This is a genomic window from Longimicrobium sp. (assembly GCA_036387335.1).
Lineage (GTDB): Bacteria > Gemmatimonadota > Gemmatimonadetes > Longimicrobiales > Longimicrobiaceae > Longimicrobium.
Genome location: DASVTZ010000203.1, coordinates 63,171 through 75,476 on the forward strand (window position 1 = coordinate 63,171; position 12,306 = coordinate 75,476).

At 71.7% G+C, this 12,306-nt stretch carries 11 protein-coding genes; 7 read left to right on the forward strand and 4 right to left on the reverse strand.

The annotated features are described in order from the left end of the window. Positions 1–34: 34 nt before the first annotated feature. The 4 genes from VF647_20315 to pnuC form a co-directional block, all read right to left on the reverse strand. Positions 35–2,149, reverse strand: a complete 2,115-nt coding sequence (locus VF647_20315; GenBank protein ID HEX8454436.1) for a TonB-dependent receptor — start codon at positions 2,147–2,149, stop codon at positions 35–37. A gap of 170 nt (positions 2,150–2,319) precedes the next feature. Continuing rightward, entirely contained in the window at positions 2,320–3,099 is a 780-nt protein-coding gene (locus VF647_20320; protein HEX8454437.1) for a hypothetical protein, read from the reverse strand. A gap of 1,015 nt (positions 3,100–4,114) precedes the next feature. Then, positions 4,115–5,113 carry an AAA family ATPase gene (locus VF647_20325; protein HEX8454438.1) on the reverse strand — a complete coding sequence of 333 codons (999 nt, stop codon included), beginning with the start codon at positions 5,111–5,113 and terminating at the stop codon, positions 4,115–4,117. After that, positions 5,110–5,772 (reverse strand): nicotinamide riboside transporter PnuC, encoded by a 663-nt coding sequence (gene pnuC / locus VF647_20330; protein HEX8454439.1) that lies wholly within the window; start codon positions 5,770–5,772, stop codon positions 5,110–5,112. The genes VF647_20325 and pnuC overlap by 4 nt, the downstream gene beginning before the upstream one ends. 152 nt (positions 5,773–5,924) lie before the next feature. Here pnuC and VF647_20335 point away from each other — a divergent pair, with 152 nt between their 5' ends. The 7 genes from VF647_20335 (at position 5,925) to VF647_20365 (ending at position 12,264) form a co-directional block, all read left to right on the forward strand. Beyond that, a complete protein-coding gene (locus VF647_20335) occupies positions 5,925–6,383 on the forward strand; it encodes a hypothetical protein (protein HEX8454440.1) in 459 nt (152 codons plus the stop codon). Between the two features lie 91 nt (positions 6,384–6,474). Further along, complete coding sequence (locus VF647_20340; GenBank protein HEX8454441.1) at positions 6,475–7,386, forward strand: hypothetical protein; 912 nt, start codon at positions 6,475–6,477, stop codon at positions 7,384–7,386. After that, complete coding sequence (locus VF647_20345; GenBank protein HEX8454442.1) at positions 7,386–8,183, forward strand: hypothetical protein; 798 nt, start codon at positions 7,386–7,388, stop codon at positions 8,181–8,183. Before VF647_20340 ends, VF647_20345 begins: the two co-directional genes overlap by 1 nt. 2 nt (positions 8,184–8,185) lie before the next feature. Beyond that, positions 8,186–8,815: a DUF4129 domain-containing protein gene (locus tag VF647_20350; protein ID HEX8454443.1), complete on the forward strand. Its 630-nt coding sequence runs from the start codon at positions 8,186–8,188 to the stop codon at positions 8,813–8,815. Next, a complete protein-coding gene (locus VF647_20355; protein HEX8454444.1) occupies positions 8,769–9,980 on the forward strand; it encodes a DUF4350 domain-containing protein in 1,212 nt (403 codons plus the stop codon). The genes VF647_20350 and VF647_20355 overlap by 47 nt, the downstream gene beginning before the upstream one ends. Then, positions 9,977–10,948, forward strand: coding sequence for a MoxR family ATPase (locus VF647_20360; protein ID HEX8454445.1), 972 nt, complete (start codon positions 9,977–9,979; stop codon positions 10,946–10,948). The genes VF647_20355 and VF647_20360 overlap by 4 nt, the downstream gene beginning before the upstream one ends. Then, on the forward strand, positions 10,945–12,264 hold the full coding sequence (locus VF647_20365; protein ID HEX8454446.1) for a DUF58 domain-containing protein: 1,320 nt from the start codon (positions 10,945–10,947) through the stop codon (positions 12,262–12,264). Before VF647_20360 ends, VF647_20365 begins: the two co-directional genes overlap by 4 nt. The last annotated feature ends 42 nt before the right edge of the window (positions 12,265–12,306 follow it).

Consider the following 12,306-nt stretch of genomic DNA (forward strand, 5'->3'; position numbering starts at 1 on the left):
TCCAAACACGGCCGGTGCGAAACGCGCGCCAGCCTCATCGCGCGGCGCCCAGCGCCACCGCGACCCCGGTGTACAGCGCGCGCCCCGGCCCCGGCTCGTAGAAGCGCCGCCCGAACGCGTTGACCACCACCGAGGCGTTGTAGCGCACGTCGAACAGGTTGGTAACCCCCGCCGAGGGCGTCACGCGCGCCCGGCCCACGCGCAGCGCCTCCCACCCGGCGCGCACGTCCAGCAGCGAGTACGCGGGCGAGCGGAAGGCGCCCGCGCGGTCGTCGTCGCGCACGGGGATCGAGGAGACGCGGCGCGCGTCCAGCCCGGCAAAGGGACCGCGGGGGGTCGCCACGTTCAGCGTCCCCTCCCAGCGGTGCGGCGCGATGCCAGGAACGCGGATGCCCTCCAGGTCCACCGCCGCGCTGCCGGTCCCGACGACGTACTCGGTGAAGCGCGCGTCGGTGTAGCTGTACGCCGCGCGCGCCGTGACGCCGGGGCGCGGCGAGAGGGCGGCGCTCACCTCCGCTCCACGGCGCCGCGAGCGGCCGGCGTTGCGGAAGAAGGTGCGGTCCGGCGCCTCGGGAACCTGGAAGCCGATCAGCTCGTCCCGGATCCGCGCGTCGTACACGGCGGCCTCCACCCGCAGCGGCCCCGCCTGCGCCTTGCTTCCCAACTCGTACGAATCCGTCACCTGCGGCTCAAGTTCGGGGTTGAAGCCTCCCGCGCCGCCCGGCCGGTTCGCCAGCTCGGTGGTCGTGGGGGTCTCGAAGGCGTGCGCGTAGTTGGCGTACACGTTCACCCCGCGCAGCGCGGTCACGGACACCCCCAGCGTCGGGCTCCAGTGGCCGAGCGTGCGCGAACCGGAGTCGTCGGGGTTGGTGGCGCTCACCAGCCGGTCGTCGGCCGAGAAGCGGAAGCCGTCGTGGCGGAGGGCGCCCAGCACGTCCACCCGTCCGCCGAGCGAGACGGTGGCGAGCGCGAAGGCGGCGCGCGACCGCACCCGCTCCCTCTGGTCCAGGAGGAGGGCGCCGCGTGCGCCGGCCTGGTTGGCGTGGTTGCGGCGGTCGTCGCGCTGCAGCTCCGTCTCGGCGCCGGCCGTCCAGCGCAGCGACGCGGCCCCGCTCCCCGTGCGCCCCGAGAGCGACGCGCGGATGCCGCCCACGCGCCGGTCCAGGTCGATGATGCGGTCGGGGATGGGGTTGTCAAGCGAGCGTGTAAGCCCGTATGCCGCCACCTCGAGCGCACCCGCGCCCAGCGCATGCTCCCAGGTTGCGCCCACCTGGCCGTGGCGCCCCTCCTCGCCGGTGCGCTGCGCCACGTTGCGCGCGAAGGCCTGCGTGCGGTCCACGCGCAGGAGTGAGTCGCTAAGCGAGCCGGGGTTCAGCGCGTCGTAGCGCACGAAGCGCCCGGTGACGCGCAGCTCGTCGCCGCCGCGGCGGTACGACACGACGCCGCCGCCCAGCACGTTCTCCGCCGACGCGTGGGTGCGATAGCCGTCGTAGGCGAGCCGCGATGCGTCGGCCTGGTAGCGGAAGTGCCCGGCGGCGCCCCCCACGCTCCCCTGCGTGCGCAGGAGGCCGTCGCTCCCGGCCACGACGCGCCCCTCGGCCACCAGCGGCCCATCGACGGGGCGGAGCGTCGAGAGGCGGATCACGCCGCCGGACGCGTTGCCGTACAGCGCAGCCGCCGGCCCGCGGATCACCTCGGCGGAGCCCAGCGTCGCGGGGTCGACGTGGTTGAGGGTCGTCTGGCCGTCCGGCATTGTGGCGGGGACGCCGTCCACCAGCACGCGCACGCCGCGCACCCCGAACTGCGCCCGCGCGCCGAAGCCGCGGATGGAGATGCGCTCGCCGAGCGCGTAGTTGAACCGATTGTCGACCTGCACGCCCGGGATCGCCACCAGCGTCTCGTTGAGCGCCAGCCCCGGCCGCGCGCGTGTCAGCTCGGGGCCGCCCACCGCGCTCACCGCGTACGGCGCGCGGACCAGAGGGAGCGGCACGCGCAGCACCCGCACCGCCAGCGTGTCGAGCGCCACCGGCACCGTGTCGCGCCGCACCTCCTGCGCGTGCAGCGTGGAGCAAGCCAGCGCGCCCGCCAGCGGCAGCGCGCGGCGAATCATCGAGAGCATCTTTGCCTGTACGAGGGGAGGACGCAGCATCGTGCGTCCATCCCCCCGCAAGCTTCGGGCAAAGTCAGGTGTCCGGACGTATCAACGACGCCTTACTCGCGCGCCGCACTACCGGTCTGATGCTGACTGCTGAGCGCCGAGACGGTGATGCCTTAGGGGCAGAGAGACGTACGTCCGGACAAAGTCCATTTCTGCCCGCGTCAGCGGCGGTCGACGGTGCATCCCACGGCGATTTCCGTGAGATAACTTGCGAATGGCGGCTCCGCGCCCGGTGTTGGATCAGGGCCACCCGTAAGTACGAGAATTCGCCCATCCTTCAGCGGGACCGCCTTCGTAACGAAGTTCATCAGGGGCACGGCCACGGTACCGGCATCCCGGACACGGGTGTCCGCCGCAGCGTACACTCTCAGCCGTTCGCGTGAGTCCGCATCGCGCGTCAGCCACACCATTGTTCGATCACCGAGCCCGACGATCGCCGGTATGTCCCCCGGTTCCATCTGTGTAAATACTGATCGCTGACTGGTACCTTCGTCGTCAAGCGCCTCCCAAACGAGGCGTCTTTTCTCGGGCCCCCGAGCCGCTTTGAGCCACGATACCCCGCGTGCGTTTTCGCCGCCTGCGGTCTTCAAGACCTCGGGCACGTACTCTGGCGCGGGGTCGTCGACTAGGCGTGGGGTTCCCCAGCCATCGTTGTAATCGGCAGCAAATAGAGCGGGACCGTGCGGACGCCCGCCCGTGAAGTATGACTGCGCGATGAACGCACGTATGCGCCCGTTGATCACGGTGAGATGGACTGACTCTGGTGCTTCCCAGGTCCGCAGGGTATCGGCCGCCCAACCGCTCGGACGTCTGACCAACATGACCAGGCCCTGATTGCCCTCCGCGTTGGAGCGCAGCTCGGAGGAGCGGTCATAGATATAGGCGAAGGCGAGCCCCTGATCTGTTTCTATCGGACCGCTGGCGAGCCGGGGCGAAATCATCGCGGAGCGAGCTCGGGCGACACGCTGGGTTCCAGTCCACCTCCGGCCGTCATAGTGCGCGTACCAGATATCGACCGTCCCGTATGCAAAGAGGCTCCACTTAGTGCCGCGCGTGCCCGTAGCGAATAGCACATGCCAGCCACCCCCTTTTGCGGCAATCGCTTGAGCATCACGCACGCTGTCGGTGGATATCGGGGACGGAACGGTCGAGATCCTCCCGTGTCCGTTCCGCACGATCCCGATCACAGTAGCGCCCGTCGTGTTACTCGGACCATTGAATACGTAAGCAGGGGAGCCGAGAATCAACACGGAGTTCCCCTGGACAGCCATGCTGCTCGCATCAACCAGGATGCGGGAACCGTCAGGTAGCCTGACTGGGCGGGGCGGCCCCGCAGACACCCTGCACTCCTGCCCTCCCGGGTTTGGTCCCTGATTTTGCGCCGGTGCTCGCCCGCACGCTGCTCCCCCACACACCAGGAGTAGGAACGTCGCACGGAGGCGAGCGGCTAGCCCGCGCCCGCTCTTGTGCATCACTTCCCCCTCGCGTGAATAAGCGGCCAATGAACTGCCGGAGGATTGTAATGGTTGGGAACTACGGCTACCGGCATGGAACCCGGGTGGGGTAGTTCTCCTTTTCGACCACAACGTGGCTACCGCTCCGCACAGACTCACACGGGCCCGGCGATCCGCGCCCAACGATTCTCAGCGCGTCGGGCACCGATTGTAATCGGCCGGAACCAAACGGCCAAGGTTGGAGGGAAACACATGTAGTCGGCGAAACACACGTGTGACGCCCTCATTTTCGGCGCGCGGACCGTCTAAGGAGCGTGCGATGATGCGAGTGCGCAGGCGCCGATGCTACGGCGACAGTCCGTGCCGTTCTCCAGAAGCGCGGCGCGAAATCGAACGGAAGTAGCCTGGAAACGAGAAACGGCCGGACGACACGTCGTTGTCCGGCCGCACTCCGCACTCTAGGCGCAACGTTCGTCTACAGCAGGGCATTCGCCAGGCGGCATCAGAGGTCGAACGGTCGCGCGAGCAGGGCGTCGATGGCGGCGCTGGCGGCGGCGAGGCGCGATTCGAGCGGGCCGCGCAGCCGCACCACGGGTGTGGGGAGCGCGGCGAGCTGCTCCACGAACCGCCCGTGCATCCAGTCACGGATTGACTGGCCGTCGCGCCAGCCATCCTGCACGAACGGGAAATCGGGCTCCGCCAGCAGGTACAGGTCCACGCGGTCGCGGCGGCCGATGGCATCCACCTCCTCGTCGCGCCGGCCCAGATAGCGCTCGTGCCAGGTGCCCGTCGCGAACGCGTTGGTGTCGCAGAGCAGCACGCGGTTGGCGGTGCGCGCCAGCCGGTTCTCCCGCTCCTGCTGCCGGGCCGCGATGTCCCGGAACTCTTCGCTCGCCCAGTCCAGCGGCTCCGCGGGCGGCATGGGAAGCACGCCCCCGGCGCCCACCTTCGCCTGCCAGTACTCGCGCCCGAACTCCTCCACCCACGCCGTTTCGTAACGCTCGGCGAGCATCCGGGCCAGCGTGGTCTTGCCGGTGGATTCGGCGCCGATCAGCACCACTCGCCGCACCAGGTACGCGCGGACGCAGGGCTCCACCCACTCCAGGTTCTCCAGCGGCGCCGAGCGCACGGCCGTACCCGAGATGGGGAACGCGGCCCGGTCGCGGTCCACCATCACGTGCCGGCAACCCAGGAGCGCGGCGAAGCGCGGGCCGTAGTCCTCGCTGCTGAACACCACGTCCGGGGCGCGCCCGAGATGCTCCGTCGCGAAGCGCGCCCACTCCCCCAGGTCCTCGCCCAGCTCGTCGGGAACGAGGTGGATCTCGCAGTCCGGATGGATCTCCTCCAGCCAGGCCCTGCGCAGCTCGCCCGGGATCTTTTGCGACGGGTGGTGGGGGAGCAGCACTACGAGCCGGTCGCAGGCGCGGCGCGCCGTCTCTATGAGGTGCCTGTGGCCCCGGTGCGGCGGATAGAACTTGCCGACGACGAACCCCAGCGTCACGCGGCCGCCACCGGCAGCGCCCGCCAGCTCCCCCGCCAGTGAAAGAGGCCCATCGTCGCCATCACCAGGAAGACGGCGTAGAGACCGGCCGTGAGGTACAGCTCCTTGTAGGCGTAGAGCGGGATGTAGATGAGGTCGGCCGCGATCCATGCGTACCAGCTCTCGACGTACTTGCGATTCAGCATCCACTGCGCGCAGAGCGAGATGCTGGTGGTGAGCGCGTCGAAGAACGATGCGCTGCCGCCCGCGAGGCGCAGCGTGATCCAGAGCACGGCGGTCAGCGTGGCGCCCACGGCGGCCAGCCACGCCGCCTGGCGCGCGCCGATGCGGGAGATGCGGAGCGCCGTGCCCCGCTCGCCGCCGTGCAGCCACAGGTACCAGCCGATGATGGAGAGCGCGAAGTACACCACCTGCAGCCCTGCATCCGCGTACAGCTTCGCGCCGACGAAGAGGACGCAGAACAGCGACACGTTGGCGAGGCTCAAGGGAAAGTTCCAGACGCTCTCCCGCACGGTGAGCCACACGCACACGGCGCCGGTCGCCACGCCCGCCGCCTCCAGCGGGCTCGAAAGCCCCAGCCGCACGCCCACGAACGCCAGCACCGTCACGGCCGCCGTGAGCGATGCCAGCAGGGCCTGCTGTCTCGCGTTGGTGAACATGCGCGCACACGGTTGTGAGGATTCCGCCGGCTCCCGACTCTATCCTGAGACGCGAACTCCGGCAACCCGTCGGCACTCCAACGGCAGTCACTCGCGCCCGCCGCGCCGCGCCAGCATCTTGGGTGCTCGAAATCACCTGAACACGGTCGAAGATGAACAGGGAAGCAGACGCGCGGCCGCTCGTGATGGACCGGGTGTACGGGATCGTGGCGGCGGTGCTGGCGATGATGGCGCTGTTCTTTCTCCTGCGGGGCGGGCCAGCGGACGCGGGGGCGGGCAGGCCGGCCGCCGCGCCGGCCATCACGCTGATCGAGCCGCGCGAGGGGGCGGAGGTGGCGCTGCCGGTGGCGGTGGTGTTCGATGCGGGGACGCGCCTGGAGGCGGGGCCCTTGGGGTGGAACGCGGCGGGGCGGCACCTTCATCTGCGCGCGGGCGAAGCCGAGCTCATGGCCGCCCCCGGCGACGTGCAGCCGCTGGGCGGCAACCGCTACCGCTGGACCGTGCCGGCCCTCCCTGGCGGCGAGCAGACGCTCCAGCTCACCTGGTCCGACGAGCGGCACCGCCCCGTGGCCGAGGGGGCGTCGCGGCCGGTGCGGGTGCGGGTGCGCTGACATCCATCCGTTTCCGCCGAGGTTGACACCCGGCACGCGAATGGCCTAGAATGGGCGTCCTCCTGCCCTCTTACCCGCGCCCTCCCCCTCCATGAGCACGTCGCACCTCCGCCCCCTGTCTTTCGGGGAGATCCTGGACAGCGCCTTCAGCCTGTACCGCCGCCATTTCGTGCTGCTGGTGAGCGCGGCGCTGCTCCCCCTCATCCCCAGCATGCTGATGACGGGCGTCTTCACCCGCTCGGCGCTGAGCGCCAAGCCGGCGGACGCGGCCGCCGCCGTCGGCGCGGCGATGATCCCGCTCATCCTGCTGGGCTTCATCGTCCAGCTCGTGATGTGGTCCGCGCTCACGCGCATGGTGGGCGAGGCGTGGACCGGCGGCGAGGTCTCGGTGGGCGACGGCTACCGCCGCGGGCTGCGGGCCTTCTTCCCGCTCCTGCTCTCCATGATCGTGGCGTACCTGATCCTGGTCGTGAGCATGTTCATCGTCATCCTGATCGGCGCGGTGGTCGGGGGGATCTTCGCGGCGATCGGGGTGGGCATCGGGAGCCCGACCGCCACGGTGGTGCTCATGGTGCCGGTGATGATCCTGGCGATGGGGGCCATGATCGCCGCCATGTCCACCCTGTTCGCCGTGCTGCCCGCCATCGTGATCGAGAGAAAGGGGCCGATCGAGGCGATCGGGCGCTCCATCCGGCTGGCGCGGGGAGCCCTCCCGCGGGTGGCGGGGATCGTGTTCGTCACCTTCCTCATCATCGCGCTGCCCATGATCGTCGTGATGGCGGTTACGGGCGGCTTCGCGGCGTTCACCAACCCCGGGGCGGTCCCCAGCGCGGGGAGCTTCTGGACCCAGCAGGTGGCGAACTCGGTGGTGGGCGCGCTCACCACCCCCTTCATGATCGCATCGATCGTCATCCTGTACTTCGACCGCCGCGTCCGCACGGAGGCGTTCGACGTGCAGCTCGCCACCGACCAGCTCGCGGCCGACACCTTCGCGGCCCGGTGATGGAACTCGCCACGCAGGCCGGGGCCGGGGAGCTTCCCCGCCCGGCCGGCTCCACGTACCAGCCACACCTTCGGCCGCTGGGGTTCGGGGAGATCCTGGACGGCGCGTTCGTCCTGTACCGCCGCAACTTCGCCGCCTTCCTCAAGTTGTCCGCCCTTCCGCTGGCGCCCGTGCTGGCGTGCCAGCTCCTGCTGCTGGCGGCCGGCGTGAAGCAGTCCGGCGCGTGGCTGCTGCTCGCGGTCGTGGGCGGGCTCCCGGGCCTCCTGGCGTCCGGCGCGCTCATCTGCGCCACGGCGGACGCGTACGACGGGCTGCCGGTGGACGTCCGCCGCGCGTTCGCCACGTCGCGCGCACGCTACTGGACACTGCTGCGCGCGGCGATGGTGGCCGGGCTCGCGATCGCGGCTGCCCTCTTCCTGTTCATCATTCCGGGAATCATCGTCGCCGTCCGCTACTTCGCGGTGTCGCAGACGGCGGTTCTCGAAGACACCACGCCGCGTGAGGCGCGGCATCGCTCCACGCACCTGTCGCGCGGGGCGGGGTGGCTGATCCTGGGGATGATGGTGGTGCTGACCGTGATCGGGCGGCTCCCCGTCCTGGCGCAGCTCGTGTTCGGGCAGTGGCTTGGGGGCGGGTACGCGCAATCGGGGCTGCGGCCGGTCGCCGAGCAACTGATCCTGATCCTGACGCTGCCGCTGACCACCGCCGCGCAGACGCTGCTGTACTTCGACCGACGCGTGCGCGTCGACGCCATGGACGTGCAGGCGGCGGTGCAGCGGATGGCGCTGGAGGGGTGACGATGCAGCTACCCGGCGTCGAGCAGGTGGACCGCGCGCTGCGCGAGGTGTACGCGCAGCCGGACTTCGTGGCGCAGACGAAGCCGCCGGGGCTGATGGACATGATCCGCGAGCAGATCCGCAAGGCGCTCGGCTGGATCATGGACCGGCTGAGCGGCATCGCCGCCGTCGAGAAGGCGGGGCCCGTCGTCTTCTACATCATGGCCGTGCTCCTGGCCGCGGCCGCCATCGGCCTCCTGGCGCACCTCTTCTACACCAGCGGCGTCGCCTTCTCGAGCGAGCGCGGCCCCGGCCCCGGTGAGGACGGCGAGGCGCTGGGGGGCCCGCGCACCGCGGCGGACTGGGAGGGCGCGGCCCGGCGCGCCGCTGGCGAGGGGCGCCTGCGCGAAGCGTCGCTGGCTCTCTACAATGCGCTGGTGCTGCGGCTGGACGCCCGCGGCGCGCTGCGCTTCGACCCGGCCAAGACGCCGGGCGACTACCGCCGCGAGGTGAGGGCAAACCCCGAGGTGGCGCGCCCCTTCGCCGCGTTCGTGCGCGGCTTCGAGCCGGTGGTCTTCGGCGGGCGGGCGCTGGACCCGGACGGCTATGAGCGGCTCCGCGCCGCCGCCGGCGAGGCGGGCGCGCGTGGGTAGCCGCCGCGACATGCTGGTGCTGGGGCTGCTCTTCCTGGTGGTCGCCCTCCTCTCCACCCTGGCCACGCCGCAGCGGCAGGAGTCGGCCGATCCGCGCCCCTCCTCCTTCCACTCCACACGGTGGGGTACGCGGGCGCTGCACGACCTGCTGGGCCGCCTGAAGATGAAGACGGGCCGCCGCCTGACGCCCTACGTGGACGCGGACTCGCTCGCGGGGACGCTGGTGCTGGTGGATCCCAGCGAGGGCGTCTCCCCCGCCGAGATCCACGCACTGGCGCAGTGGGTGCGCGCCGGCGGCACCCTGATCTACGTCGCGGGACGGCGGGACGACGTGGCCGACTCGCTCGGGCTGCAGCTCCGCGATCTCAAGGGCGATACGCTGCGGATGTGGGGCGCGGAGACCGAGGTGCGCACGGCCCTCGCCGCGCGCCACGCGTGGACTGCCGGAGTGGTCAAAGTGGACGGATTCCGCCGCACCTTCGCGCCCCGCTCCCCCGCGCTGGCGCGGGCCGGCGCGGCGCGGCTGCTGGCGGTGGGCGAGCGGCCGGTTGCGGCCACCTTCCCTCTGGGACGCGGGCGGGTGGTGGCGTGGAGCGATCCGCGCCCGCTCGTCAACGACACGTTGCGCGGGAGCGGCGCCGCGCCGGTCTTCGCGCGGGCGGCGGCGGAGCTGGCGCGCGGCGGGCGCACGGTGTACTTCGACGAGTACCACCACGGCTACCGGGGCGGCGGCAGCGCCGTGGCGGGCACGCTGCGCTTTCTTCGCGACCGCCCGTGGGGGCACGCGGCGCTGCAGTGGTTCGCGGCGGCGCTGGGGCTGCTCCTGCTGGCGGGGCGGCGCTTCGGCGCTCCCCTGGCGCCCGCGCCCGCACTGCGGCGCTCGCCGCTGGAGCACGTGGAGGCGCTGGCCGGCGCGTACCGGCAGGGCGGCGCACGGCGCACCGCGCGCCGCCTGCTGCTGGCCGGGCTGGCGCGCCGCATGGGCCGCCGCCCGCCGCGCGAAGGCACGGGCGAGCGCGAGACGCTGGAGAAGCTGACCTCGTTCGCCTCCGCGGGTCCTGCCGCGGCGGCGCTGAGGGAAGAATGGAAGAAGGGTGACGCCGCCGACCTGGTGGCGCTCTCACGCGACGTGGACCGACTCCTGGAAGAGGCGAAACGAACGTGACGATCCTGGAAACGCCGGCCGCCCCCGGCGACCGCGCGCAGGCCGTGCTGGACCGGCTGGGCACCGTGGTGCTGGGGCAGGAAGACGTGCTCCGCCAGATGATGGTGGCGCTGCTGGCCGGCGGGCACGCCCTGATGGAAGGAGTCCCCGGCACCGCCAAGACGCTCTCCATCCGCTCGCTGGCGCTGGCGCTGGAGCTGCGCTTCGGGCGGGTGCAGTTCACCCCGGACCTGATGCCCACCGACCTGGTGGGCGTCAACATGCTGGACGAGCTCAAGCGCGAGTTCGTCTACCATCCCGGCCCCATCTTCACCGACCTGCTGCTGGCGGACGAGATCAACCGCGCCCCCGCCAAGACGCAGGCCGCCCTGCTGGAGGCGATGGCCGAGCGGCAGGTGACGGTGGACGGCAGGACGCGCGTCCTCCCCGCCTCCTTCACCGTCTTCGCGTCGCAGAACCCGGTGGAGTACGAGGGGACGTACCCGCTCCCCGAGGCGCAGCTCGACCGCTTCCTTCTCAAGATCGTCATCGGCTACCCGGGCCACGACGCCGAGCGCGCCATCCTGGACCGCTACGCCGAGGGCTTCAGCGCCGACCGTGTGGAGAGCTACGGCCTGGCGCCCATGATGTCGGCCGCGGAGCTGATCGGGCTGCGGCAGGCGGTGGCGGCGGTACACGTGGAGCCGGCGGTGCGCGACTACGTCACCCGCATCGTGCGCGCGACCCGCGAGGAGCCGACGCTGGCGCTGGGCGCGTCGCCGCGGGCGAGCGTGGCCCTCTTTCTGGCCTCGCGCGCCGAAGCCTTCCTCTCCGGCCGCGACTTCGTGACGCCGGACGACGTGAAGGCGCTCGTCCTTCCCGTCCTGCGCCACCGCGTGATCCTGACCCCCGAGGCTGAGGTGGAGGGGCAGACGGTGGACGAGCGGCTGAACGGGCTCCTGCAGACGCTTCCGGCGCCCATCCGGTGAGCCGCAAGCCCCGCCGGGAGTGGGCGCCCGGCGTCCTTCCGTCGCACCGCTTCCTCATCGTGCTGGCGGGCGCGGCGCTCCTCCACCCGCTGAGCACCGCGGGCGCGCTGGCGGCGGACGCCCTCCTCCTGGTCCTCTTCGCCGTGGATGCCATCCTGGCGCCCCGCGCGCTGCGGGTGGAGCGGCGCGCGCCCCGCCGCGTCTCGCTCAACGCCGAGGCGGAGGTCACGCTCTCGGTCCAGAACAACGGCCCCCGCCCGACCCACCTGCGCATCACCGACGACCTCCCGCCGATCCTTACCAGGCTGGACGGCGACGTGCGCGAGCTCACCATCCGCCCCGGCCACACCGAGCGCGCCACCTACCGCGTCCGCGCCGCGCGCCGCGGCGACGCGCAGTTCGGTGACGTTCACCTGCGCGTCTTGGGCCCGCTCGGCCTCGCGTGGAGGCAGCGCCGCGTCACGCGCGAGGACGCCGTGCGCGTGCAGCCGGGAGTGGCCGAGCTGCGCCGCTACCGCCTGCTGGGCCTCCACAACCGCCTGCGCGACGCCGGCTTCCGCGCCGTCCGCCAGCGCGGCGAGGGCGGCTCCTTCGAGAGCCTGCGCGAGTACGTGCGCGGCGACGACCCGCGCAGCATGGACTGGAAGGCGAGCGCGCGCCGCGGGCAGATGATCGTGCGTCAGTTCCAGGTGGAGAAGCGGCAGAACGTGATGATCGCCATCGACGCCGGCCGCCTGATGACGCAGAAGATCGGCGGCCAGGAGCGCCTCGACTATGCCCTGACCGCCGCCCTGCTGCTGGCCGACGTGGCCGCGCTGCACGGCGACCTCGTCGGGCTCCTCGTCTTCAGCGACCGCGTCACGCAGTACCTGCCGCCGAGCAAGGCCTCCCTCTCGCGCATGGCGGACGCGCTGGGCGACGTGCACGCGAAGATGGTGGAGCCCAACTACCCGGCGGCGTTCACCTACCTGGCGCACCAGCTCCGCCGCCGCTCTCTGCTGGTGATGTTCACGGACATCATCGACGCGCGAGCCTCTTCCGCGCTGGTGGCGCACCTGGGCCGCGCGGCGGAGCGGCACCTCCCCATCGCCGTCGCCATCCGCAACCCCGAGCTGGAAGCCGCCGCCACCCTCGCCGCCAAAGACGAGGCCGACGTCTTCCGCCGCGCCGCCGCCGAGGAGCTACTCCAGGCCCGCGCCGCCGCGCTCGCCGCCATGCAGCGCGCCGGCGTGTTGGTCGCGGACACCCGCCCCACGGACGCCGTGCCCTCGGCGGTGAACCGCTACCTGGACGTGAAGCGGCGGGGGTTGTTGTAGGGCCCTCACCCCCCCGGCCCCCCTCTCTCGATAACAGGAGAG